Source organism: Brachybacterium sp. J153, assembly GCF_036311905.1.
Lineage (GTDB): Bacteria > Actinomycetota > Actinomycetes > Actinomycetales > Dermabacteraceae > Brachybacterium.
Window position 1 is genome coordinate 1 of the sequence record NZ_JAZDCH010000008.1, and the last position, 25,641, is coordinate 25,641.

Annotated in this window: 19 protein-coding genes; 17 read left to right on the forward strand and 2 right to left on the reverse strand. The window is 72.5% G+C overall.

Translation table 11 applies throughout. The features are described 5' to 3' along the window. The first annotated feature begins 92 nt into the window (after positions 1 to 92). The 17 genes from V1258_RS04580 to V1258_RS04660 all read left to right on the forward strand — a co-directional run bounded on the left by V1258_RS04580 (position 93) and on the right by V1258_RS04660 (position 22,834). A complete protein-coding gene (locus V1258_RS04580; protein ID WP_329748552.1) occupies positions 93 to 1,082 on the forward strand; it encodes an ABC transporter permease in 990 nt (329 codons plus the stop codon). A gap of 9 nt (positions 1,083 to 1,091) precedes the next feature. Continuing rightward, on the forward strand, positions 1,092 to 1,973 hold the full coding sequence (locus V1258_RS04585) for a carbohydrate ABC transporter permease (RefSeq protein ID WP_329748553.1): 882 nt from the start codon (positions 1,092 to 1,094) through the stop codon (positions 1,971 to 1,973). A 54-nt stretch (positions 1,974 to 2,027) separates the two neighbouring features. Next, the gene (locus tag V1258_RS04590; RefSeq protein WP_329748554.1) at positions 2,028 to 4,736 is read left to right on the forward strand and encodes an exo-rhamnogalacturonan lyase family protein; all 2,709 of its coding nucleotides are present in this window, start codon (positions 2,028 to 2,030) and stop codon (positions 4,734 to 4,736) included. After that, positions 4,733 to 5,512 carry a rhamnogalacturonan acetylesterase gene (locus tag V1258_RS04595; RefSeq protein ID WP_329748555.1) on the forward strand — a complete coding sequence of 260 codons (780 nt, stop codon included), beginning with the start codon at positions 4,733 to 4,735 and terminating at the stop codon, positions 5,510 to 5,512. The genes V1258_RS04590 and V1258_RS04595 overlap by 4 nt, the downstream gene beginning before the upstream one ends. Further along, entirely contained in the window at positions 5,509 to 5,868 is a 360-nt protein-coding gene (locus V1258_RS04600; protein ID WP_329746155.1) for an L-rhamnose mutarotase, read from the forward strand. Before V1258_RS04595 ends, V1258_RS04600 begins: the two co-directional genes overlap by 4 nt. Before the next feature lie 217 nt (positions 5,869 to 6,085). After that, on the forward strand, positions 6,086 to 7,423 hold the full coding sequence (locus V1258_RS04605; protein ID WP_329748556.1) for a BNR-4 repeat-containing protein: 1,338 nt from the start codon (positions 6,086 to 6,088) through the stop codon (positions 7,421 to 7,423). A 79-nt stretch (positions 7,424 to 7,502) separates the two neighbouring features. After that, positions 7,503 to 8,513 (forward strand): alpha/beta hydrolase, encoded by a 1,011-nt coding sequence (locus V1258_RS04610; protein WP_329748557.1) that lies wholly within the window; start codon positions 7,503 to 7,505, stop codon positions 8,511 to 8,513. 30 nt (positions 8,514 to 8,543) lie between these two features. Then, positions 8,544 to 9,878 carry an ABC transporter substrate-binding protein gene (locus V1258_RS04615; protein WP_329748558.1) on the forward strand — a complete coding sequence of 445 codons (1,335 nt, stop codon included), beginning with the start codon at positions 8,544 to 8,546 and terminating at the stop codon, positions 9,876 to 9,878. Further along, positions 9,875 to 11,968: a hypothetical protein gene (locus tag V1258_RS04620; RefSeq protein ID WP_329748559.1), complete on the forward strand. Its 2,094-nt coding sequence runs from the start codon at positions 9,875 to 9,877 to the stop codon at positions 11,966 to 11,968. Before V1258_RS04615 ends, V1258_RS04620 begins: the two co-directional genes overlap by 4 nt. A gap of 156 nt (positions 11,969 to 12,124) precedes the next feature. Continuing rightward, complete coding sequence (locus V1258_RS04625; RefSeq protein WP_329748560.1) at positions 12,125 to 12,922, forward strand: sugar phosphate isomerase/epimerase family protein; 798 nt, start codon at positions 12,125 to 12,127, stop codon at positions 12,920 to 12,922. A gap of 76 nt (positions 12,923 to 12,998) precedes the next feature. Next, positions 12,999 to 13,841 (forward strand): DUF1206 domain-containing protein, encoded by an 843-nt coding sequence (locus V1258_RS04630; protein WP_329748561.1) that lies wholly within the window; start codon positions 12,999 to 13,001, stop codon positions 13,839 to 13,841. Positions 13,842 to 14,375: 534 nt separating this feature from the next. Next, complete coding sequence (locus V1258_RS04635; protein WP_329748562.1) at positions 14,376 to 15,356, forward strand: ABC transporter permease; 981 nt, start codon at positions 14,376 to 14,378, stop codon at positions 15,354 to 15,356. A gap of 17 nt (positions 15,357 to 15,373) precedes the next feature. Next, positions 15,374 to 16,351 (forward strand): carbohydrate ABC transporter permease, encoded by a 978-nt coding sequence (locus tag V1258_RS04640; RefSeq protein ID WP_329748563.1) that lies wholly within the window; start codon positions 15,374 to 15,376, stop codon positions 16,349 to 16,351. A 122-nt stretch (positions 16,352 to 16,473) separates the two neighbouring features. After that, positions 16,474 to 18,033: an ABC transporter substrate-binding protein gene (locus V1258_RS04645; protein WP_329748564.1), complete on the forward strand. Its 1,560-nt coding sequence runs from the start codon at positions 16,474 to 16,476 to the stop codon at positions 18,031 to 18,033. A gap of 96 nt (positions 18,034 to 18,129) precedes the next feature. Then, positions 18,130 to 18,768, forward strand: a complete 639-nt coding sequence (locus V1258_RS04650; RefSeq protein ID WP_329748565.1) for a DUF624 domain-containing protein — start codon at positions 18,130 to 18,132, stop codon at positions 18,766 to 18,768. A gap of 77 nt (positions 18,769 to 18,845) precedes the next feature. Then, entirely contained in the window at positions 18,846 to 21,512 is a 2,667-nt protein-coding gene (locus V1258_RS04655; RefSeq protein WP_329748566.1) for a beta-galactosidase, read from the forward strand. Between the two features lie 59 nt (positions 21,513 to 21,571). Further along, a complete protein-coding gene (locus tag V1258_RS04660; protein WP_329748567.1) occupies positions 21,572 to 22,834 on the forward strand; it encodes an ROK family transcriptional regulator in 1,263 nt (420 codons plus the stop codon). A 111-nt stretch (positions 22,835 to 22,945) separates the two neighbouring features. Here V1258_RS04660 and V1258_RS04665 read toward each other — a convergent pair whose 3' ends face one another. Together V1258_RS04665 and V1258_RS04670 are read right to left on the reverse strand one after the other, a co-directional pair. After that, positions 22,946 to 24,256, reverse strand: coding sequence for an ABC transporter substrate-binding protein (locus V1258_RS04665; protein ID WP_329748568.1), 1,311 nt, complete (start codon positions 24,254 to 24,256; stop codon positions 22,946 to 22,948). A gap of 165 nt (positions 24,257 to 24,421) precedes the next feature. Continuing rightward, on the reverse strand, positions 24,422 to 25,573 hold the full coding sequence (locus V1258_RS04670) for a substrate-binding domain-containing protein (protein ID WP_329748569.1): 1,152 nt from the start codon (positions 25,571 to 25,573) through the stop codon (positions 24,422 to 24,424). Positions 25,574 to 25,641 lie beyond the last annotated feature (68 nt).

Genomic DNA, 25,641 nt, shown 5'->3' on the forward strand with positions numbered 1-25,641 from the left:
TGGGGGAGGGCTGCGTAACAGGGGGTGGGGGAGTGGGCGCTTTGCCCCCCCCCCCCCCCGCCGACCCGTCGGAGGAAGGACGGACCATGGTCATGACCAATTCCAGCGCGCCGGATGCGCTCGCCCCGGTGCAGCTCGACGAGGGCCCCGCGCCCGGCGCGAGCTCCACGCACCGGCGCCGCAGCCTGCTCAAGCGGCTGCGGCGCGCCCCCGTGCTCTACCTGATGCTCATCCCCGGCATCGTCTACTTCGCGGTGTTCAAGTACGCCCCGATGTACGGCATCACCATCGCCTTCCAGGACTACCTGCCGTTCCTCGGCATGCAGGGCAGCCCCTGGGTGGGCCTGGACCACTTCGAGCGGCTCTTCAGCGGCCCCGACTTCAGGCGACTGCTCAGCAACACCCTGATCCTCGCGGTGCTGAACATCGTCATCGCCTTCCCCGCCCCGATCATCGTCGCGCTGATGCTCAACGAGCTGCGCAAGCAGATGCTGAAGAAGTTCATCCAGACCGCGATCTACATCCCGCACTTCCTGTCGTGGGCGATCGTGTCGGGCCTGACCTACCTGCTGTTCGCCCTCGACGTCGGCCCGATCACGGTGCTCTTCAACGACCTGTTCGGCGGGCGCGTCAACTTTCTCGCGGATCCCGACTGGTTCCGGCCGCTGATCATGGCGCAGACCCTCTGGAAGGGCACCGGCTGGGGCACGATCATCTACCTCGCGGCGCTCGCCGGCGTGGACAAGAACCTCTACGAGGCCGCGATGCTCGACGGCGCGGGGCGGTTCCAGCAGCTGCGGCACGTGACGATCCCCGCGATCATCCCGACGGTGATCATCATGCTCATCCTGAACATCGGCAACTTCCTGGACACCGGGTTCGAGCAGATCTACATGCTCACCAACTCGCTCAACCGCGATGTCGCCGACGTCTTCGACACCTACGTGTACTTCATGGGCATCACCAACGGCGCGTACAGCTATTCGACGGCGATCGGCCTGTTCAAGTCCGTGGTCGGCCTCATCCTCATCCTCGGAGCGAACTGGCTGGCCAAGAAGTTCTCCGACTCGTCCCTGTTCTAGGAGTCCGCCATGTCCTCCCTGCAGTACAACACCCCCAAGGACAGGATCTTCGACGGGGCGAACATCGCGCTGCTGCTCGGCTTCGCCGCGCTCACGATCCTGCCGTTCCTCTACGTGCTCGCCGCGTCCTTCGCCTCCGAGGCGGAGATCGTCGCCCGGCCCTTCTTCCTGTGGCCGAACAACCCGACCCTCGAGACCTACCGCTACATCTTCTCGACGGACACCTTCGTCCGCTCGCTGTTGGTGACCATCGGCGTGACCGTCGTCGGCACCCTGGTGCAGATCACGATGACCCTCCTGATGGCCTACCCGCTCTCGGACCCGAACCTCGTCGGCCGCGGGCTGATCATGCGCCTGGTGCTCTTCGCCATGCTGTTCTCCGGCGGCATGATTCCGCTGTTCCTCGTGGTCAAGCAGCTGGGCCTGCTCGACTCGTACTGGGCGCTGATCCTGCCGATGGCGATCAACCCCTTCAACCTGATCGTCATCCGCACCTTCTTCCAGCAGCTCCCCGGCGAGCTGCGGGAGGCTGCGGAGATCGACGGCGCGAACGAGTTCACGACCTTCTGGCGGATCATGCTGCCGCTCTCGAAGCCCGTGATCGCGACCTTCTCGCTCTTCTACGCGGTGGGTCTGTGGAACGACTTCATGTCGCCGCTGCTGTACATCTCCGACAGCTCGAAGTGGACGCTGCAGATGTTCGTGCGCCAGGTGACGATCTCGACGGATCCCTCCACCACGATCGGCAATCTCGATCCCAACTACGTCCCGCCCAAGGAGGGCCTCAAGTTCGCGGTGATCGTCATCGCGACCCTCCCCATCATGTGCGTCTACCCCTTCCTGCAGAAGCACTTCGCCAAGGGCGTGATGATCGGCTCCGTCAAGGGCTGATCCGCCGACACCCGGGACGCCGCGTCCCCGCACCACCCCTCCGAGAGGACCCCCATGACCTCCCTTCCCGACACCGGGATCCGCCTGCTCGAGCCGCGCGAGGGCGGCGCCGCCGTGCCCGCCCAGTGGGGCGTGCCGTGGCCGCGCGGCGCGGTGCGGGAGCTGCCCGCGCTCGACCTCGTCGGCGAGGACGGCGCCGCGCCGGTCGACAGCTGGGTGACGGCCCGCTGGCCCGACGGCACGGTGAAGTGGTCGGGGCACGCGGGCCTCGCGCCGACGGGGGAGGGGCAACTGCTCCCGCGGCCCGGCGCGGGTGCGGGGACCGGCGCGAGCGTCGCCGAGTCCGTGCGGGTGCGGATCGAGGAGGCGGCCGACGGGGGCCTCCGCGTGGTCTCCGATCGTCTGACCCTCGAGGTCGGCCCCGGGACCGCGCCGATCCGGGCGCTGCGCGTCGAAGGGCGCGAGGTGGGGGTCGCGGGCCGGCTGGTCGCCTCGTCGGCCGCCTCCGCGGACCCGCGCGCGCCGCGCCGCGAGCACGAGGTGCGGATCGACGACGTGCGCGTCGAGCGGGCGGGGGAGCAGCAGGCGGTGCTGCGCCTCGCGGGCCGGCACGAGGTCGACGGCGAGAGCGTCCTGCCCGTCGTCCTGCGGCTCTACGTCACCGCCGGCACCCCGCGCGTGCGGATCGTGCACTCGATCGTGTGGGACGCGGATCCGGAGCGGCTGTTCCTCACCTCCCTCGGCCTGCGCGTCCAGGTCCCGCTGCGCGCCGCGCCCCACGACCGGCACGTGCGCCTCGCGGGCGGTCACGGGGGCTTCCTCACCGAGGCCGTGCAGGGCGTGACGGGCCTGCGTCGCGACCCGGGGGAGGAGGTGCGCCGCGCCCAGGTCGAGGGCCGCCCCACCCCGCCGCTGATGGAGTGGGCGGAGACGGTCTCCGGCCGTCTGCGCTTCGTCCCCTGCTGGGACGCCTGGACCCTGCGCCAGCTCTCCCCGGACGGGTACACCGTCGCCAAGCGCACCGATGCCGATCACCCGTGGATCACCGCCCCCGGAGGCGCTCGCTCCCGTGGCTACGCATTCGTCGGCGACGTGCACGGCGGCATCGGCGCCGGCCTGCGCGACTTCTGGAGGCTCCACCCCACCCAGCTCGACGTCGAGGGAGCCCGCGGCGACGCCGCGACGCTGACCGTGTGGATGTACTCCCCGTCCGCGGAGCCGATGGACCTGCGCTTCTTCCACGACGGCCTCGGCCAGGACACCTTCGAGGACCAGCTCGAGGCCCTCGAGATCACCTACGAGGACTACGAGCCCGGCTTCGGGGACGCCCGCGGCATCGCCCGCACCCATGAGCTGGTGCTCGATGCCGTCCCCGCGACCCCGTCGACCGAGGAGCTCTCCGCGCTCGGCGCCGCCTGCGCCCTCCCGCCGCAGCCCGCCGCCTCGCCCGAGCGGATCCGCGCCGCAGGCGTGTTCGGGATCTGGGCCCCGGTGGATCGCTCCACCCCGCAGCGCGCCCACCTCGAGGACCGGCTGCTGTTCCTGCGCGAGCACTACCTGCGCGAGGTCGAGCAGCGCCGCTGGTACGGATTCTGGGACCACGGCGACGTCATGCACACCTACGACCGGGACCGGCACACCTGGCGCTACGACGTGGGCGGCTACGCCTGGGACAACTCCGAGCTGTCCCCCGACCTGTGGCTGTGGACCGACTTCCTGCGCAGCGGCGACGCCGCCGTGTTCCGCCTCGCCGAGGCGATGAGCCGCCACACGGGCGAGGTCGACCAGTACCACGCCGGTCCCTTCGTCGGCCTCGGTACCCGGCACAACGTGCAGCACTTCGGCTGCAGCGCGAAGCAGCTGCGCGTCTCGAGCGCCGTCTACCGCCGCCACCACTTCTTCCTCACCGCCGACGAGCGGGTCGGCGAGCTGCTCGACGAGGTCGCCGCCTCCGAGGACGCGCTGCTGCGGGTGGATGCGACGCGGAAGGTCCGCACCGACGTCTACGCCCCCGACCGCGCCGCGCTCGCGATCGGTCTCGGCACCGACCTCGGCGCCCTGCTCGGCGCGTGGCTGACCGCCTGGGAGCGGCACGGCGACGCCGACGCGGAGGAGAAGATCCGCGGGGCGCTCGCCGGGATCGGCGCTCTGCGTCAGGGCTTCTTCACCGGAGAGGCGCTGTGGGACCTCGAGGCCCGCCGCTTCGACACCACCCGCGAGCGGATCCAGGTCTCCCATCTCGCTGCCGTCTTCGGCCTCGCGGAGATCGTGCCCGAGCTGCTCGACCTCGTGGACGACGAGGGCTTCGCCCGCGCGTGGGACGAGTACTGCCGCTACTACCTCGCGACCCCCGAGGAGCAGACCGAGCGCTTCGGCGCCCCGCTCACCGGGATCTCGCTGATCCCCGCCTACAGCCGCCTGCTCGCCCAGCACGCCGCCTCCGCCGAGGACCCGGAGCTCGCCGCGCGGGCCTGGGACGCCTTCCTGCTCGGGAAGGGGGACCAGGTCAACTCCGACTCGATGGTCGCCCGTGCCGACTGGTCGCTAACCAGCGTCGACGGCCCGACGGTCCTCGAGCCCGTCCTCGAGGCCGACTTCCTCGGCACCAACGGGGCCGCCCAGTACGGTCTCTCGGCGATCGCGAACCTCGCCCTCATCGGGGAGCACCTGCCCGCGCGGATCCCGTACCTCGACGGTAACGACGTCGGTGACGACGATGACGGCGCCGCGGCCATCGCGTCCGCGGGGGAGGGGCGGCGATGACCTACCACCTCGCCGGGGACTCCACGGTCGCGGCGTGCCCGCCCGCCGAGTTCCCCATGTCTGGCTGGGGCGCGCTGCTCGACGCGCACGTCGACGCCCCCGTGCGGAACCTCGCCGTCGGCGGCGGGACCACGGAGTCCTGCCGGGAGACCTACTGGCCCGAGCTGCTCGCGGGCCTCGCCCCGGGCGACACGGTGCTGATCCAGTTCGGGCACAACGACCAGAAGCAGCCGGAGCTCCTCGGCGCCCGCACCGGCTACGCGGAGCAACTACGGAACATGGTCGCCGAGGTCCGCGCCCGGGAAGCGTGGCCCGTGCTGTGCACCTCCGTGGAGCGCCGCCGCTTCGTCGGCGACCGCATCGAGCCCAGCCACGGCGACTACCCGGACACCGTGCGCGACCTCGCCCACGAGCTCGACGTCCCCCTCATCGACCTGCAGGTCTTCACCAGCTGGCTGTACGAGGACCTCGGCGTCGAGGACTCCCGCTCGCTGCTCAGCCACTACCCGCGCGGACTGCACCGCACCTGGCCCGACGGGCTCGCGGACGACACGCACTTCCAGCGCCGCGGGGCCAACAAGATCGCCGCGTTCGTTGGCTGGAGCCTCCGAGCGATCGAGCGCCGCGACGGCCACCGCCTCGCCGCCGGCGACCCGCGCGGCGGCGGGCTGAACCCCGACGCGACCACGTCCGTCGGCCCGACGGACCAGACGGACCAGACTGGCCCCACCGATCCTGCCGCCCCGTCGGCCCCCACCGCCCAGGAGCCCCGATGACCAACCCCGACCTCAACCACCTTCTCGCCGCGTCCACCGCGCGCAGCCCGCATCGCTGCTGCTTCCTGCTGCACGTGCGCCCCGAGAAGCTGACGGAGTACGTCGCCGCGCACCAGGACGTGTGGGCCGAGATGCGGGAGGCCCTGTCCGCGGCGGGCTGGCGCAACTACTCCCTCTTCCTGCGGCCCGAGGACGGGATGGTCGTCGGGTACTTCGAATCCGAGGACGTCGACGCCGCGCAGGACGCCATCGCCCGCGCCGCCATCAGCCCCCGCTGGGAGGCGGCGATGGCCGAGTACTTCGCCCCCGGCGGCGGCGAGAAGCAGGTCCTCCCGCAGTACTTCCACCTCGCCTGATCACCGCGCTGCTGCCTCCGCGGAGAGGCTGGCCGTCCGACGAACTCCCGCGACCGAGCGGGCGGGAGCCGAGGGGTGGAAAGCGCTTGACCTCGTGGGCCGGGCCGTCAAGGATGGGACGATGACCATCGTCGGACCCTCACGCGCCGAGGCGTGACCGACACGTCGACCCCCGCGCGGCCGTGCCGCGGCGGCTCACCCCCTCCGAGGAGACTCGATGTCGACCCCCGAACCCGCCCCGCAGATCCTCAACGACAACGGAGCCTGGTGCTGGTTCCAGGACGAGCGGGCCCTCGTCGACCCCGAGCGGCGACTGCTGGTCGTCGGCTCGATCGCCTCGGTCGCGGGGAAGGACGGGGACCGCCGCGGCGGCGATCTCGACCTGAACGTCGTGGACCTCGGGACCGGCGAGGTGCAGGTCGTGACCCTGCACGAGGGCTTCGAGTCCGACGACCACGACGTCCCCGCCCTGTGGCTCCGCCCCGACGGTCGCTGGCTCGCCGTCTACGCCCGCCACAAGACCGACGACAACACCTACTGGCGGATCAGCGAGGTCGGCGACCCCACGCGCTGGGGCGAGGAGCGGGTCTTCGACTGGTCCCATCTCACCGAAGGCCGCCGCGTCACCTATTCGAATATCCACGAGATCGACGGGCGCCTGTACTGCCTGGTGCGCGCGATCAACGACGACCCCTGCGCACTCGTCTCCGACGACCTCGGGGAGAGCTGGACCTTCGCCGGCAAGCTCTTCGAGCGGGAGAAGATCGGCTACGTCAACGCCTACGCCCGCTATGCCGACGGCCCGGACGGCCTGCACGTGGTCGCGACCGACCACCATCCGCGCGACTACGACAACTCGATCTACCACGGTGTGGTCTCCGGCGGCCGCCTCCACGACTCGACCGGTCGCGCGCTCGAGCAGCAGCTGTTCGTCGACCCGCCCGTGAACCAGGACCTGCTCACCACGGTCCTCGCCGCCGGCAGCGAGGTGGGCGGGGCCCGCCTCACCCACGCCTGGACCACCGACCTGCGGGTCGTCGACGGCGTGGTCAGCGCCGTGATGACCGCCCGCGCAGACCATCCCGGCTGGCCCGAGGGCGCCGCGATCTCCGGCCCCGAGGCGGTGCGGGACGCGAACAACCACGACGTCCCCGTTCCCGACCTGCGGCTCGTCTACGCGCGGCTCGGCGCCGACGGGCAGTGGACCGTCTCCCCGCTCGCCGCCGCCGGCCCCGGCCTGCTGCCCCACGAGCAGGACTACAGCGGTCTCGCGGCCCTGGACCCCTACGACGCCGACGCCCTCGTGGCCTCCACCCCGATCGACCCGCGCGACGGCCGCACGCTCGCCCGCCGCGAGCTGTTCCGCGGCCGCACCGCGGACGGCGGGCTGACCTGGTCCTGGACCCCGATCACCGAGGACTCGGCCGTCGACAACCTGCGCCCGATCCTCGCCCCCGGCGATCCGGCGACCGAGCACCTGCTGTGGGTCCGCGGCGACATGGACTCCTCGCAGCGCTTCGACTGCGAGGTCGTGCTCGCCTCCCGGCCCCGCTGAGCCCGCCCCCGTCGGCTCCGTCACGCCCGCGCTCGGCGCCCGCCGCCCGGCGACGCCCGCACCACCCCGAGAGGTCCCCATGACCACCACCGATTCCCCCGCGCAGCTCGGCGACATGGCGCGCCGCCTGCGCGTCCTCGCCGCCGCCCTCGCCGACGGCGGCCCCACCCCCGAGCAGGACGCCGCCTGGAACGCGCCCTACGGGCCCCGCGAGGAGTGGGATCTCCGGGTCGAGGACGCCGAGGCGCCGGGGCCGCACGGTCCCGTGCCCGTGCGGGTCTACACCCCGACCGCGGCGGCGACCGGGCCCCGCCCCGTGCTCGTCTTCTGCCACGGCGGGAGCTTCCAGCACGGCGACCTCGACATGCCTGAGGGCGATGCGACCGCGCGCGGTGTCGCCGGCCGGGCCGATGCCGTCGTCGTCTCCGTCGACTACCGGCTGTGCGACGAGCCGCCCGGCGGCAGCCCCGCCCGTCGGATCCCCGGCACCGCCCCCGACCTCGACGTGCGCGCCCCCATCCCCTGTGACGACGTGATCGCCGCCGTCGACTGGACCCGCGCGCACGCCGACGAGCTGGGCATCGATCCCGAGCGCCTCGCCCTCGGCGGGGCGAGCGCCGGCGGCAACCTCGCCGCCGCCGCGAGCCTGCGCCTGGCCGAGGCGGGCCGCGCCCCCGCCGCGTCGCTGCTGATGTACCCGGTCACGCATCCGCTGAACCCCGAGCCGACGGAGGAGGAGTCCGCAGCGCTCGCCGAGCTGCCCGAGCAGTTCGGGTTCTCCCCGGACAAGATGCGGCGCATGGCCGAGAACTATCTCGGCGGGCCGCTCGAGCGCGCCACCGCCCACGATTTCCCGGGCCTCGGCACTCCCGAGCAGCTGGCCGTGCTGCCGCGCACCTATCTCGAGTCCGACGAGTACGACCACCTGCGCCTCTCTGCCCGCCGCTACGCCGAGCAGCTCGCCGAGGCGGGCGTCGAGGTGGAGTACGCGGTGCGCGCCGGTGTCACCCACGGCCACCTCAACAAGGTCGGCCTGCCCGAGGCGGCCCAGTCCGTCGACCGCCTCGCCGCGATCCTCGGCGAGCTCTGACCCCACCCGCCCGCGCCCCGGAGGATCCTCATGTCCCGCAGCCCCCGCCCCCTGTCCACCCCGCTGTCGGTGCGCTCGCTCAGCCGCCGCCGGGCGCTCGCCGGCGCGTCGGTCCTCGCCGTCGGCGGCGCGGCCCTCGCCGCCTGCAACCCGAACGCCGCGGAGCGCAGCGGCGGCGACCAGGCGATCCGCTTCTCCTGGTGGGGCAACACCGACCGCCAGGCCACCACCGAGGAGATCGTGGCCCTCTTCCGCGAACGGAACCCGGACGTCACGATCACCACCGAGCCGGGCGACATCTCCTCCTACTGGGACCGGCTGAACACGGCCGTCGCCGCGAGCGACGAGCCGGACGTGATCACCATGGGCGGCGCCTATCCCGCCGAGTACGCCGAGCGCGGCCTGCTGCTCGACCTCGGGTCGGTGGCGGAGCAGCTGGACCTGAGCGTCTTCGACGAGTCCTCGCTCTCGCCCGGCACCGTCGACGGCACCGTCGTCGCCGTCCCCACCGGTATCAACGCCCCCGCCATGATCGTGAACCCGGCGGTGCTCGAGGCCGCCGGGATCGACATGCCCGACACCGCCTCCTGGACCTGGGACGAGTACGTCGAGATCTGCGCCGCCGTGACCGCGGCGAGCCCCGAGGGCACCTTCGGCTCCGGCACCACCCTCACCCACGACTCCCTCGACCTGTGGGCCCGCCAGCGCGGTCAGAACCTCTACACCGAGGACGGACAGCTGGGACTCGACATCGGCACCGTCGAGGGCTTCTTCCAGCTGGCGAAGGACCTCGTGGACACCGGGGCCGCCCCGAGCGCGGACCGCCTCGTCGAGCTCGCCGAGGTCTCCAACGAGCAGACCCTCATGGGCACCGGGCAGGCCGCGTTCATGGCCACCTGGTCCAGCTCGCTGACCTCCCTCAGCGAGGTCGCCGCGACCGAGCTGCAGCTCGTGCCCCTGCCCGGCGAGGGCCAGGAACCGGGCGCCTGGCTGCAGCCCTCGCAGATGTACACGATCTCGAACCGCACCGCCGCCCCGGAGATCGCCGCGAGCTTCGTCAGCTTCCTGCTCACCGACCCCGACGCCGGCCGGCTCGTGCTCACCGACCGCGGAGTCCCCGCCGTCGCCGCCCAGCGCGAGGCGATCCTCCCCGAGCTGTCCGCGACCGCCCAGGCCGAGGTCGCTTACATCGACCAGCTCTCCGCGATGGAGCTGAAGCCCACGTGGATCGGCCCCGCCGGCTCCACCGCGATCGAGGAGATCACCCCGCGCAATCAGCAGGAGGTCCTGTTCGGTCGGATGACCCCCGCCGAGGCCGCCGCCGCCTGGTTCGAGGAGGCCACCGCGGCGATCGACGGCTCATGATCGACCGGCGGGCGCTCGTCGACCGGCACCGACCCCGGCTCGACGCGGGCAGCGCCGCAGTGCTCTCGGTCGGCAACGGCCGCTTCGCCGTCGGCCTGGACCGCACCGGGACCCACACCCTGCCCCCCGTGCCCGGTGCCGCGCAGGCGACGGCGCTCGCCGAGTGGGGCTGGCACAGCGTGCCGCAGCGGGACGACGCGACCTGGGAGGAACACCGTCGGGTCTACGACACCCCGCACGGGCCTGCGCGCTACATGGATCTCGTCGGCCCCTCCGAGGCGGGAGCCGACGAGGGCCGCGCGACCTGGTTCCGCGCCAATCCGCACAAGGTCTCCCTGCTGCGGCTCGTGCTCGTCGAGCGGGACGGCGGCCGGGTCCTCGACCCCGCCGCCGTGACCGACGCCGAGCAGCAGCTGGACCTGTGGACGGGCCTGGTCACCAGCCGCTTCCGGTATCGCGGCGACGAGATCACGGTGCTCACCGCCGCTGACCCCGAGGCCGACGCGCTCGCGCTCGCCGTCAGCGGCGGGGACCTCGCCCTCGAGCTGCGCTTCCCCTACGGCAGCGAGGCCTGGGACGGCTCCGCCGACTGGGCACGGGAGGACGCCCATTCGACGGCCGTCGACGGACAGGCGATCCACCGCGAGCTCGACGACCTCGGCTACCGCGTCGACGTGACCGGCGCCCGGGTGCGCCGGGTCGGCGCGCACCGGGTGCGGCTCGACGCCCCCGACGCCGGGGGAGCCCGACCGGACGCGGCGGGAACCGGGCCGCTCGATGTCGCGCTCCTGCTCCGCCCCACTCGCTCCCCGCACCTCGCCCTCACCGCCCGGCCGACGGGGCACACCGACCTCCCGCGCGACGCGGCCGATATCCGGCACCGCTCGGGCCGCTTCTGGGGCGAGCACTGGGAGGGCACGGGCGCGCTCGACCTCTCCGCGGCCGACGATCCCCGCGCGCACGAGCTCGAGCGCCGCGTGATCCTGTCGCGCCAGATCCAGCGGGTCCATGCCGCGGGCGTCTTCCCGCCCGCCGAGACCGGACTGCTGCAGAACTCCTGGCGCGGCCGCGCCCACCTCGAGATGCACTGGTGGCATGCGGCGCACTTCCCGCTCTGGGGCGACGCGGACTCCCTGCTCCGCAGCCTCGGCACCTATGCGGCGCTGCTGCCGTCGGCCCGCGCGACCGCCCGCGAGCAGGGACTGCGCGGCGCGCGCTGGCCCAAGCAGATCGGTCCCGACCTGCGCGAGTCCCCGAGCGACATCGGCCCGTTCCTGCTGTGGCAGCAGCCCCATCCGATCCACCTCGCCGAGCTGTGCCGCCGCTCCGACCCCGCCCGCGGCGGCGACGGGATGCTGCAGGAGATCGTCGAGGAGTCCGCGGTGCTCCTCGCCGCGATGCTCCGCTCGGACTCGGACGGGCGACTCGGGTTGGGTCCGCCGCTCGTCGGCGCGCAGGAGCGGCATGTCGAAGGTCGCGCCCGCCTGCAGGACCCCGCCTTCGAGCTCGCGTACACCGCCTGGGCGCTCCGGATCGCCGACGCCTGGCGCGAGCGCCGCGGTGATCCCCGGGCGGGGGAGCTGAGTGCGATCGCCTCGCGCGTCCACTCCCCGCTGCGGGCCGACGGGCGACTGCGCACCTTCCGCGTCGGCCCCGCGATGACCCGCTCCGACCACCCCGCCCACCTGCTCGCCCACGGCCTCGTCCCGCCGACCGGCACGATCCCCGACGCCGCCGCCGGCGAGGCGCTCGACGACGCCCTCGCCGAGTGGGACTGGGAGAGCACCTGGGGGTGGGACTGCCCTGCCGCGGCCCTCACCGCGACCCGGCTGGGGCGGGCCGAGCAGGCCGTCGACCTGCTCCTGCGCGACACCCCCAAGAACCGCTTCGACGCGGCCGGTCACTGCGTCCAGCGCGACACGCTGCCCGTCTACCTGCCCGCCAACGGCGGCACCCTGATCGCCGCCGCGCTCATGGCGGCCGGCTGGGACGGCGGCCCGCCGCAGCCCGGCCTGCCCGCCGCCTGGGGCGCCCGCGTCGAGGGGGTGCAGCCGCTGCCGGGACCGCTCCCGGCGCTGCGACCCGCCTGATCTGCCGCCCGCCCGCCTGCCATGCCGCCGCCCGCTCCGCTGACCGCCCGCTCTGCTCGCCCACTGCTGCGTTCGGGCCGCTGACCGTCGCTCGAAGCGGTCCATAGGCGGCACTCGCCGCTCACCTCCGACCCGCCACACCCCGGAAGGACCGCCATGACCCGCACCCCGACCCCCGTCCAGCACGGCATCATCGCCGCCCACGCCCGCGCCGACGAGGTCGCGGCCGCCGGCTCCGACTACCTCGAGCAGACCGTCGTCGGCTCGCTCCTCGTCGAGCAGCCGACGGGGGAGTGGCGCCCCGCCGCCGGCCTCGCCCCGGTCCCGCCCGCCCCCAGCTTCGCGATCCTCTGCCCCGGCACGATGCGCGTCTCCGACCCCGCGGTGCCGCTCGCCGAGACCGAGACCTACCTGCGCGCCGCCTTCGCCGCGATTGCCCCGTGGGCACGTCCCGGCGCGACCGTCGTCCTCGGCAGCGGCGGCGCGCGTCGGATCCCCGAGGGCGTCTCCCGCGCCGACGGCGAGCAGCGCTTCGCCGGCTCCGTGCGCCTCGCCCGTGACCTCGCCGCCGAGCAGGGGCTCGAGGTGCTTCTCGAGCCCCTGCACCAGGGCGAGACCGACCTCGTGAACACCCTCGAGCAGGGGGCCGCCTTCCTCGACACCCACGACCTGTCCGACGTGCGGATGGTGGCGGACCTCTTCCACGTGATGCTCGAGGACGAGAGCCTCGAGACCGTCCAGCGCCTCGCCGGGCGCGTGGGCCACGCCCACATCGCCGACACCGATCGTCGCCCGCCGGGTCAGGGGGACTGGCCGCTCGCCGAGTTCCTCACCGCGCTGCGCGACGGCGGCTACGCCGGGCACGTCTCCATCGAATGCTTCACCTGGGAGGACCTCGCCGTCGAGGGCCGCGTCGCGCTCGCGGCGGTGCGCGAGGCGGACCCGGCCGTCTGATGCGAATGGCGAGCGCGGCGTCGTCGGCCCCATCCGCGCGGCGTGCCGCCGACCCGCCGCGCCGTACAGTGCGGGCATGGCATCACTGAGGGACGCCCGCGAGGGCGCCGAGAACGTCGAACGCGCCGCGGAGAGCGTCACCGAGCATCCCGTCTTCGAGGGGATCGCCCGGGGCGGCTTCGTGATGAGCGGACTCGTGCACGTGCTGATCGGCTGGTTCGCGCTGCGCGTCGGCCTCGGGGACTCCGGGCAGGACGCGGACCAGTCCGGAGCGCTGCGCGCCGTGGCCGCCGCCCCGGGAGGCAACGTGCTGCTGTGGATCGGCGGGCTCGCGATGCTCGCCCTGACGGTCTGGCACCTCGCCGAGGCCTGGTTCGGCGCGAGGTGGGAGCGCGACGCCCGGAAGCGGACCGCCCACGTGGTGAAGACCCTCGGCAAGGCCGTCGTCTATGGGGCGCTCGGCGCGACGGCGCTGCGCTTCGCCGTCGGCGGGGGCAGCGACTCGGGCCAGCAGACCTCCGAGGTCACCGCCGGGATCATGAGCACGCCGGGCGGCCGGATCGCCGTGGCGGTGCTGGGTCTCGCGGTGATCGCCATCGGCGGATATCACCTGGTCAAGGGCATCTCGCGGCGCTTCGAGGACGACCTGCGCCCCACGGGGGACCACCGCATCGGCCTCGCCGTGACCGTCACCGGCGTGGTCGGCTACGTCGCCAAGGGCGTGGCGCTGATCGCCGTCGGCGCCCTCTTCGGATGGGCCGCGATCGGTGCTGACCCCGAGAAGGCGACCGGCATGGACGGGGCCTTCCAGGCGATGGCCGCGCTGCCAGCTGGAATGGTGCTGCTGGCCGTGGTCGGGATCGGGCTCATGCTCTACGGCGTCTACGCCGTGCTGCGCTCCCGCTACGCCGAACTCTGAGCCGCGCTGCCCCGCCGACGCCCCGGTCCCGCTCGCCCCGCGCCGCCGACGCCCTGGCGCACCCCGCCGACGCCGCGGAACCTCCGGCCCGCCAGCTCGGCGCTGAATATATCGTCGGAATGGAGCGGCATACCGACAGCAGGTACAGCCTCGAGCGGTTCGTCGGCCCGCGGAGCGCCGCGGCGCCCGCCTCTGCGCCCGCCCCGCCCGCCTCGCTGGCGCGGAGCGCAGCGGCGACCTGCCGGACCGTGACCCATCCGTGACCATCGTGACTCTCGACACTGCTTATCTCAAGGGTTAGGTTAAGTCTCATCGCACGACGTGGGCACCGCAGCCCATCGCTGGACGAGGCACAGCCGCCCCGCCGAGCCGTCGCTGCAATTCGACGAGAGGCACGCCGATGCGTCCTGCACCATCCACTGCGCGGATCCGCTCCGCGCACCCCGGGTCGGGCATGGAGTCGCGCCGCGTCGTCGGAGGATCCACCGCGCAGACCACCGAGGTCGCGCGCCGCCACCGGGGAGGGGACCGAGGATGACCGTGAAGGCCGTCGGGATGGTCGACAGCACGCCGACCGAGCCCACCATCGCGCCCAGCAGGCGCCGCTCGTGGCGGCACCGGCTGTGGGAGAGCCGCGTCCTGCTCATCATGTGCCTGCCCGCGATCGTCTTCTTCATCGTCTTCAGCTACGGCCCGCTCCCGGGCAGCTGGATCGCGTTCACCAACTACAACTTCCGCGACGGCATCTTCGGCAGCGAGTTCGTCGGCCTGAAGAACTTCGAGTTCCTCGCGAAGTCCGGGCAGCTGTGGCTGCTCACCCGGAACACGCTGCTGTACAACCTGGCATTCATCGTGATCGGCAACGTCCTGCAGATCGCGATCGCGATCATGCTCAACGAGATCCGCCACCGGTACTTCAAGAAGATCAGCCAGGCGGTGATGTTCCTGCCGTACTTCATCTCCGTGGTGCTGATCGGCGTGATCGCCTTCAACCTGCTGAACTACGACACCGGCGCGATCAACGCCCTGCTCCGCGCGACCGGCGGCGACCCGATCAAGATCTACTCGACCGCCGGGCTGTGGCCGATCATCATCGTCCTGTTCCAGCTGTGGCAGTCCACCGGCTACGGCTCGATCGTCTACTTCGCCGCGATCATGGGCATCGACAACTCGATGTTCGAGGCCGCCGCGATCGACGGCGCCTCCGCCTGGCAGCGCATCCGGCACATCATCCTGCCGAGCCTCAAGCCGACGTTCATCATCCTGCTGCTGTTCTCGCTCGGCGGCATCATGCGTGGCAACTTCGGGCTGTTCTGGAACCTCATCGGGAACAACTCGGCGCTGTACGGGACCACCGACATCATCGAGACCTCCGTCTACCGGATGATCATGTCGCAGAACAACTTCACCGCCTCCACCGCGGTCGGTCTCTACCAGTCCCTGTTCGGCCTGTTCCTGGTGCTCCTGTGCAACTGGATCGTGCGCCGCATCAACCCCGACTACGCGCTGTTCTGAGCGGACGGAGAGCCATCATGACCGCATCTGCCCCCGGCGCCGTCGGCGCCCCCGATCTGCCCGAGGCTCCGGATCCCACCGCGCCCCGCCCCCGCACTACCCCGGTGAAGATCAAGCTGGACCGCGGCGAGATCGTGCTGCGCACCGTCTCGTACGTCTCGGTCACGGTGTTCACGATCTTCTGCGCGCTGCCGTTCCTGCTGATCCTCTCCGCCTCGGTCTCGGACGAGGCGGTGATCATGAAGGAGGGCTTCGGACTGTTCCCGAAGGGATTCTCGCTCGAGGCCTACGAGTTCATCTTCCGCTACCCGCGCGCGATCGCCGGCTCCTATGCCGTCACGATCATCATGACGGTCGCCGGCACCGCGATCGGCCTGTTCATCATCGCGATGACCGGATTCGCGCTTCAGCGCCGCGACTTCGCGTACCGCAACTACATCTCGTTCTTCATCTACTTCACGACGCTGTTCTCCGCGGGCCTCGCCCCGACCTATCTGTGGGTCACCCAGGTGCTCGGGCTGAAAGGCTCCTATCTCGCGGTGTTCCTGCAGCTGCTGATGACGCCGTGGCTGATCATCCTCATGAAGAACTTCGCCCGCTCCGTCCCGTGGGAGATGGTCGAGAGCGGGAAGATGGACGGCGCCGGGGACTTCCGGATCTTCTGGCAGCTGGCCTTCCCGATGCTGAAGCCCGCGCTGGCCACCGTCGGCCTGTTCCTCGCGCTCGGCTACTGGAACGAGTGGTACCTGTCCTCGCTCTATCTGGGCAGCGCGGTCGAGTTCAAGCCGCTGCAGTACTACCTCTACAACGTCATCAACACGGCCAACGCCCTGAAGAACTCGGTGGCCGGCGCGAACGTGACGGTGACGCAGCTGCCCACCAACACCCTGAAGATGGCCAGCGCCGTCGTGGCCACCGGCCCGATCGTCCTTCTCTATCCCTTCGTCCAGAAGTACTTCGTCTCCGGTCTGACCGTCGGCGCCGTGAAGGGCTGAGCCCCCGCTCCGCCCGCACCACGGGAGCTCCCGCTCGTCGCCCCGCACGCCCCGCCCCGGACCGACCGACTGCAGTGCCCACCACCCGCCCCTGACTTCATCGAGGAAGCTGAGGACACACCATGGAACGCAGGACCCTTCTCAAGATCGGCGCGGCATCCGTCCCCGCCCTGTTCGTCTCCACCGCGCTGACCGGCTGCGGCGCCGGATCCGGCTCCGGCGGCGGGGGCGGCACCCCGACGATCACCATGCTCGTGCTCGGCGACAAGCCCACCAACGGCCGCGTCGAGGCGATGCTCGAGCAGCTCAACACGCTCCTGACGGAGAAGGCCGGCGCGACCCTCGACCTGTACTACGTCGAGTGGGCCGACTGGCAGACCCAGTACAACGTGCAGCTGCTCTCCGGCGACGGCTCGATCGACCTGATCGGCACCGCCACCGACTGGCTGTACGCGTGGGACAACGCCGGCAAGGGCGCCTTCCTCGAGCTGGACGAGGCGCTGCTGCAGGAGAACGCCCCGAAGACCTGGGAGCAGGTGAACGCCGACGGCCACTGGGACCTGTGCAAGCTCGACGGCACGATCTACTTCGCCCCTGAGGACAACTACACCCAGTTCACCAATCACGGCTTCTTCTACCGCGGCGACTGGGCGACCGAGGCCGGCTTCGCCGACGGGACCATCACGAAGTTCGAGGACTTCACGACGTACTTCCAGTGGGTCAAGGACAACCAGCCCGAGGCGTACCCGTGGGACGTCGCCGGCTCGAACGGCGCCGTGCTCGACGGGTACATCGCCGGCCACGCCGACTTCCAGACCATCCAGGGCATCGCCGCCGGTATCTACTTCCCGCTGCACACCACCGAGTCGGACCCGTACAAGGTCACGTCGTGGCTGATGGAGGGCGACGTCCTCAAGGACGCCGCGGACCTCGCGAAGCAGTGGAACGAGATCGGCGTGTGGCGCGAGGACGCGCTGAACTACGACGGCGACACCCGCGAGCTGTTCTACGCGGGCCTCTCCGGCGCGGATCAGCACCACACCCAGACGTTCCTCACCGGCATCGTCAACAACATGACCACGAAGCAGCCCGGCTCGGACCCCCGCTTCTTCTACTGGGGCACGGAGAACGGGAACTTCTTCAAGGACCTCAAGACCCACGGCGCGATGGCCGTCGCCGCGAGCTCGGGCAACCCGGAGAAGGCGCTCGCCGTCTACGACGCGCTGCGCAACGACGAGGAGTGCTACAGGCTGATCAACTTCGGCATCGAGGGCACCGACTACATCGTCACCGACGGGAAGCTCGACTTCCCCGAGGGCTACGACCCGTCCACCGACGGGCTCGGCGCCAACTTCTGGTACGGCCGCATGGACGACTACGAGCTCGACCGCGTCACCGACGCGCCGAACAAGTGGGACTTCTACGAGGAGCTCGACGGGATCGCGAAGGAGTACCCGTACGAGACCTTCGTGATCGACCAGAACCCGTTCGCGCCGTCGCTCTCCGCGGTCAGCGGAGTGCTCTCCGAGTACCTGCCGCAGCTGCAGTACGGCAAGTTCGACGACCCGAGCGCCGCGGTCGACGAGATGCGCGCCGAGCTCGAGTCCGCGGGCATCGGCGACATCATCGCCTCCGTCCAGGAGCAGATGGACGCCTGGGCCTCGGAGCAGGGCCTCAGCTGACCGGTGCCGACGGGGGCGCGGGCCCAGACCGCCCGCGCCCCCATCGGCCCCACCGCGGCCACCCCCGTCGGCCCCCGGGCCGGGAAGGAGAGCATGATGAAGGGACTGTTCGCGGCGGACTCGCCGCTGCAGCGGGTGCTGGGACGCGTCGGCGACGTGATGATCCTGAACCTGCTCTTCCTCGTCACCTCCGTGCCGCTGATCACGCTCGGCGCCTCGCTGACCGCGCTGAACTTCGCGGCGCTGCGGCTCGTGGAGGACAGCCCGGAATCCGCGACCGACGCCTACCTGCGCTCCTTCCGCCAGAACCTGCGTCAGTCCTTCGGGGTGCTCGCGGTGGCCGCCGTCGCGGTCGCCGTGCTCGTCGCCTGGACCGTGGTGCTCACCCAGGTCGACGCGGGCCCGCTCGCCGGCGTGCTGCTGTGGGCCGCGCTGGTGCTGCTCGCACTGCGGCTGATCGCGGTGCTGCTGTTCCTGTTCCCCTACTTCGCGACCTTCGAGGGCTCCACCCGCGAGGTGATCTCCAACGCCCGGAAGATGTCCGCCCGCCACCCGCTGGCCGCGATGGGGATGACCGGGGTGCTGGTGCTGCCGCTCGCCGTCACGGTCACCGACCCGGCGCTCGCCGGCTACGGACTGTTCTGGCTGCTCGCCGGGTTCTCGGGCATCGCCTGCGTCAACGCCCTCCTGCTGCGCCGCGTGCTTGCCCGATACACGGGCTCCAACCAGTCCTGAACGGCCCGCCTGCCCCGCCCTGCCCGCCTGCCCCGCTCCACCCTGCCCTCCTCCCCGCCCCTGGAAGGTTCCGCCTGATGTCCGATCCGCTGATCACCCTCGAGCTCGGCCCCGGCGAGCTCCGTCTCGACGGCGTGCCCGCGGTGCTGCTGTGCTCCTCGGTCTTCCCGTTCCGCCTGCCGGCCACGCAGTGGGAGGACCGCCTGCGCCTGGTGCGCGAGTCCGGGTACCGGATGATCGACCTCTACGTGCACTGGGGCTTCCACGAGGAGGAGCCGGGGCGGATTGACCTCAGCTCCCCGGAGCGGGACCTGGCCCGCTTCCTCGAGCTCGCTGCGGCACAGGACCTGCTGGTCATGGCCCGGCCCGGGCCCTACATCTGCTCCGAGACCGACGGCGGCGGACTGCCCTGGTGGCTCCACGGCGACTCCCCGCACGCCCCGGCGGCGCTGCGCACCTCGGACCCGGACTATCTCGCGGCCGTCGACCGCTGGTTCGCCGCGGTCATGCCGGTGCTCGCCGCCGCGCAGATCACCCGCGGCGGCCCGGTCGCGCTGGTCCAGATCGAGAACGAGCTGGACTTCTTCGACTGCCCCGATCCGGCCGAGTACATGGACCACCTGGCCCGGTCGGCACGCGCCGCCGGCATCGAGGTGCCGATCATCGCGTGCGCGGGGCAGGGCGATCTCGCCGGCGCCTCGGGGGACGCCGACGGCGTGGTCCCCACCGTGAACCTCTACCCCTCGGACGCCTCCACCAGCTTCGACACCGAGGCGCGCGTCTACGCGGAGCGCCTCGCGCAGCGTGGTCTGCCGTTGATGGTCACGGAGACCAACCGCCTCCACCGGACGCTGCGCCGCGAGATCCTCGCCGGGGCGCGACTGGTCGCCCCCTACCTGCAGACCTCCGGCTTCGACCACCTGGTCCTGCCCTCCGCGGGCAACTGGGGCGATCCCGGGAACCTGATGACCCACGACTACGACTTCGCGGGCTATCTCAGCCCCGAGGGCCTGCGCCGCGCCGAGTACGACGAGGCGATCGCGCTCACCACCACCCTCGCCGCCTGGGGCGAGCGGCTCGCGGCGGCGACCCCGATCCCGCTCGGCGAGGCCCCGGTCGAGGCGGCCGACGGCGGGACGCTCGCGGGCGGCGCGCTCGCGCTGGCCGGCGGAGGTCACCTGGTGGGTGCGGCGGCCCTCGACGACGTCGCGCTCGCGGTGCGGCTCGAGCCGTCCGCGGGTGCGCCGGTCGACGCCGTGATCGCACCGGGCGCCTGCCCCTTCCTCGCCGTCGACGTGCCGCTGCAGCCCTGGGGCGCGGAGGGCACGCTCGAGGTCGCGACCGGCGAGCTGGTCGAGGTGCGGCCCGCGACGGACGGCGCCGACCTCGTGCTGGTCTTCGCGGGCGGCCCGACGGCGCAGGTGCGGGTGCGCCTCGGGGGCGGGGAGGGCGGCGGCTCGACCGAGACCTTGCACCTCGTCGGCCCGGGCGCGGCCCGTGCCGGACGCGAGGGCGCCGGGGTGCGGGTGGAGATCCGGGTGCCGTCCGCTCCGGTCGCCGATCCCGAGCCGGTGCGGCGACGGGCGTCGGCGCAGATCACCGTGCTGGGCGCGGACGGGCTGCCGACGGGGGAGGTCGTCCCGCACGACGAGGCGGGGGCCCGTCGACCGCTCCCCGGCGCCGAGGCGCTGGGACTGGCCGACGGCCGGTTGCAGGCGGAGGTCGAGCTCTCCGCCGCGGCGCAGGAGCTGCTGCTGCTCGGCGCGGCGGACCTCGTGCGCTGCGAGGTCGACGGCCGCGATCTCGGGGTGAGCGTCGCGCACGGCGCCCCGATCAGCCATCCGCTGACCCCCGGCCTCGCACAGCGGGCACGGCTCACCGCCGAGATCTGGGGCCGCGCCAACTTCGACGACGCCCGTCGGCCGGCCCTCCGCCTCGGCGCCGGACGCGGCCTCGGCACCGTGCTCGAGGTGCTCGGGAGCGAGGACGCCTCTGACCTCTGGGAGGTGCGGGAGATCCCCGATCGGCGCGGGGACGGACCCCTCGCCGCCCCGCCGCTGCGCTCGCTCGGCGGCTGGTCCAGCGCCCGGCCCGGCGAGACCACGGTGTACGGGCGGAGCCTGTCGCTGCCGGGCGGCGACGAGATCGCGGTGCTGCGCCTGCACGGGCTCGGCCACCCGCTGCGCGTCCGCATCGACGGCGGCGAGGAGCGGCTCCTGGTCCCCGAGGCACCGGTCCTGGTGCTCGAGGGACCGGGCGGGAGCGTCGACCTGGAGGTCCTCGCCCCGCACGTCCCCGGCGGTCTGGGGGACGGCGCCGAGCTGCTCCGCGCACGTCGGCCGATGGTGCGGGAGCTGCGCACCCAGCGGGAGGCCGAGCTGGCCGCCGAGCTCACGGCTCGCGTCACGGATCCGGGCCTGAGCTGGGGTGACCTCCCTCTCGGGGAGCTGCGGGTCGCCGTGCCGACGCTCGTGCGGCTCGCCGAGCCGGCCGGCGGCCGGAGCGGCGCCCTGCTCGACCTCGCCGGCCAGGACGTGCAGGTGACGGTGGTCTGCGACGGTCGGCGGGTGTCGCGGCACGTGCTCGGCGCGCCGGCCGTCTCCGGCGGCGATCCGGCGCGCTCCTGGATCCCTGCCGGCTGGGCGGGGGAGGGCGCGGGCGCCGACCTGCTGCTGCTCGTCGAGCCGCTCGCGGGCGCGGGCGGTAGGTTCGGACCCATCCGGCGGGCGGAGACGACCCGCTAGGGCTCGAGCGACGGTCGCCGATCGTCGGCACGCCGAGCCGTCGGGTCGGGAGGAGCACCATGGCCACGAAGACCTCGCAGGGGATCCGGCACGAGAGCCGCTTCCTCGTGCTGCGGACGATCTATGCCCGGACCACCATCTCGCGGGCGGAGATCAGCGCGCAGACGGGGCTGAGCGCCGCGACAGTCACCACCCTCGTCGGCGAGCTGCTAGAGGAGGGCGTGGTGCGCGAGGCGGGCCAGATCTCCTCCCGCGGCGGCCGACCCACCGCGACGTTCCAGGCCAATCCGGGCCGCGGCGCGCTGCTCGCCGTCGACGTCGCCGAGACCTACGTGCGCGTCGACCTCTTCGACACCGCCCTCGCGCGCCTCGACCAGGAGCGCATCGAGCTCGCGCCGGGCGCGCAGACCATCGAGTCGGTCGCCGAGCGGATCCGCTGCTGCGCCGAGCTGCTGCTGGAGCGCCACCCCGAGCTCGCGGGCCAGGTGGTCGGCGCGGGAGTCTCCCTGCCGGGGCAGGTCGACCCCGCGCGCGGTGTGGACGTCTTCGCCCCCAACTGGGGCTGGCACGAGGTGCCGCTGATGGACGCCCTGCAGTCCGCGCTGCCCGTCCCGGTGCGGATCGACAACCCGCTCATGGCGCTCGCCACCGGAGAGCTGTGGTTCGGGGCCGGGCAGCGGTTCGAGCACTTCGTCGCCGTGAACCTCGGCACCGGGGTGGGTGCCGGGATCATCACCGACGGCAAGCTGCTGCGCGGGCCCGGCAACTCCGCCGGCGAATGGGGGCACACCACGCTCGTCTGGGACGGCCGGACCTGCCGCTGCGGCCGGACCGGGTGCGTCGAGGCGTACGTGGGGGTCGAGGGGATCCGCGCGACCCTCGCAGAGATCGACCCCGACCACGAGCTGGTCCAGGTGCAGCACCACCGCGACTTCATCCAGCGGCTCACCCGCGCGGAGGCCGCCGGGGACGTCTCCGCCCAGGCCGCGCTGCTGCGCACGGGCGACTACCTCGCCGCGGGCATCGGCAACCTCGTCAACCTGGTCAACCCCGAGCACGTCTCGGTGCTCGGCTGGATCACCAACTACGCCGGCTCCGAGCTGCGTGACCGGGTGCGGGAGCGGATCCCGCAGGAGTGCCTGCCCGGCCCCGCCTCCGGGCTCAGCCTCGAGTTCACCGCCGCCGACGGCGAGGGTGTCAGCCTGGGCATGGCCGTCCTCGCCCTCGAGGGCTTCCTCGAGCAGGTGGGCCTGCCGAGCGCGTCGAGCCAGCCGGGGGTGCAGACAGTGGGTGGCGTCGCCGGGGTGCGGTCGATGCGGTGATCCGAGTCGGTCCCTACGGTCGACGCTGTCGTTTGCGTCGGTATGGCCGCCCATTCCGACACGAATGACAGCGTCGACCGGATGGGGCGGCGCGGGGTGCCCGCCCCGGCGTCACTCCGCGGGCTGCATGCCCTCGATCGCGGCGAGGATCTGCTGGGCCGCCGCGGCCGCGTCGGTGTTCCCGAAGTAGAACTCCTGGCTGATGCGGGTCACCTCGGTGCCGAAGCCGACGCCCTCCGCGGGGGTGACGCGCGGAGCGGGGGCGACCTCGGCCTGCATGTCGCGCGCGAAGTCGAGGCAGATGCGCTCGATGTCGTTGAGCTCGCCCTCGATCGCGGTCTGCACTTCGGGGAAGGCCGTCACACCGCGCTCGATCTTCAGCACCTTCGCCGCGTCGAGGTCGGTGAGCAGGAAGCTCATCAGCACGCCCGCGTTCTCGGTGACCTCGCTGGCCGCGGCGATCGACCAATACATCGACGCCTTGTTCACCATCTGGTGATCCCCGGCGGTGATCGCCGGCAGGCGCAGCAGGTTCATCGCGGCCCCCGAGGCACTCGCGAAGGTCTGCACCTGGGTGTGGAACTGGAAGTGGAGCACGGCCTTGCCGGTGCCGAAGCGGCCGCCCTCGACGCCCGCTCCGAAGTCCTCGATCTGCGCGTCAGCCCCCGGCGCGGCGCCGGAGTCGATGAGCGACTTGGAGAACTCGAGCCAGCCCTGGATGGTCTCGAGCGTCACGAGGGTGTCGCCCTCCTTGGGGAAGACCTGCTGCCCGGACTGCCGCGCCCAGGCGTGCAGCTCCGCGGCGCCCTGGCCGAACATGTCGATGCCGACGATGTCCTGGTCCTTGCCCCATGCGCTGATCGCGGCGGCGGCCTCGGCGAACTGGGTCCAGGTCCACTCGGTGTCCGCGGGGAGCTCCACCCCGGACTTGCCGAGGAGGTCCTCGTTGACGCCCACGGAGAAGATGCCGATGCCCAGAGGGGCGCCGACGAGGGTGCCGTCCGCGAGGCGCCCGGTGTCCAGCACTTTGGAGTCCATCGCGGAGAGGTCCAGGACATCGGTGATCGTCTCGAGATCCAGCAGCGCCCCGCGCGTGCCGTACGAGTCGATGTACGCCTCGTCCATCTGCATCAGGTCGGGGGCGTCGCCGCCCGAGGTCTGGGTCGCGAGCTTGTCCCAGTAGCCGGTCCACTCGCTGTACTCGGGGGAGACCGCGAAGTCGGTGTTCTTCTCCGCGAAGATCGCGAGGGCGTCCTGGGTGAGGCCGAGGCGCAGGTCGCCGCCCCACCAGTAGATGCGGACGTCCCCGCCGCCCTCGCCGTCGCCGCCCCCGGAGCCGCCGGAGTTGGGGCCGCAGGAGGCCAGGACAGGGATCGAGCCCGCAGCGGCGAGCAGGGCGAGGGTCTGACGGCGGGTGAACATGGAGACCTCCAGTGGGTGAGCGTCGTTGCCGTGCACCGGATCGGGCGAGGATCGCCGAGCCTGGGGCCGACGCTAGTCCACGCGGCGCGCGCGGACGAGGGACGTGGCCGGATCGAGATCGGCGGGGTCGGCACGTATCCGCGCGGGTCAGCGCAGGTTAGCGGGTCATCGCGTCGATGTCGCCCCTGCGGACGGAGGCTCTGCGACGGCGGCTCCCGCCTCCGCCCCGACGCTCAGCGTCGACGACCGCACGATCAACTGCGGGGAGACCTGCACGTGACGGGGCGGTCCGGCAGCCTCGCCGGAGCCCGTGCGGATCCGGTCGAAGACCGTGTGCAGCGCGAGGCGCCCGATCTCGCGGCCCGGCGGGGAGACGGCGGTGAGCGGGACGATGCAGTGCTCGGCGAACTCGTCGTCGTAGGCGATCACGGCCAGGTCCTCCGGCACCCGGATGCCCTGATCGAGGGCGATCTCGACCAGTCGTGCGGCGTAGTGGTCGGTGTGCACCACGAGCGCTCGCACCCCGCGCGCGAGGCTGTCGGCCAGCAGCTCCGCGAGCGCGGCATCCACGGGATCCACCCGGCCCCCGTCGTCCTTCGGCAGCGAGCCGATCGGCGGCGGGTCCAGATCCAGTTGACCGCAGGCGCGCAGGAAGCCCTCGCGGATCGGGGCCGCCGTCGGCGTGCGATCCAGCAGCGCGAGGCCGATGCGATCGTGCCCCTGCGCGCGCAGATGCTCGAGCGCCATCAGTGTGCCGCGTGCGTGATCTGTCCGCACCCCGTCGTGATCGGCGAGCACGACGGTCCCCTCGAGGCTGCGCTCGAGGAGCACGACGGGCACGGGCACGGCGCCCAGCTCCTCGAGCAGCTCGGCAGGGGTGCGGTCGCGCAGCGTGGGGGCGATGAGCAGCCCCTCGATGCCCAGGTCGAGGAGCTGGCGGACCTGCCGCCGCTCGGTCGCGACCCGGTAGTCGGTGGAGGCCATCATCAGCCGCGCGTTGAGCGCGGACGCCGCCTCGCCGGCACCCCGGGTGACGGCCGGGAAATGGGATCCGGGACCGGGGAGGACCAGCCCCACCGGGGTGCGCGCCGGGCGGGGCCGGGTCGTCTCCGCCGCGGAGATCGCCCCGCCGTGGACGCGGGCGAGCTGACCGTCTCGCTCGAGCCGGATGATGTCGCGGCGGATCGTCACCTCGGAGACGCCGAGCTCGGCGGCGATCTCGGAGGCGCGCACGCTGCCGCGCAGCGACAGCTCGCGCAGGAGGTGCTCGTGGCGAGACCGCGGCAGGTGGGCGGGCAGGGGTGCGGCGGGCGGCATTCTCGTCCTCGGGTCGCGGGATGCTCGGGCCACCGTAGGCCGCGGACGGCCGGGGTGCACGGACCTGA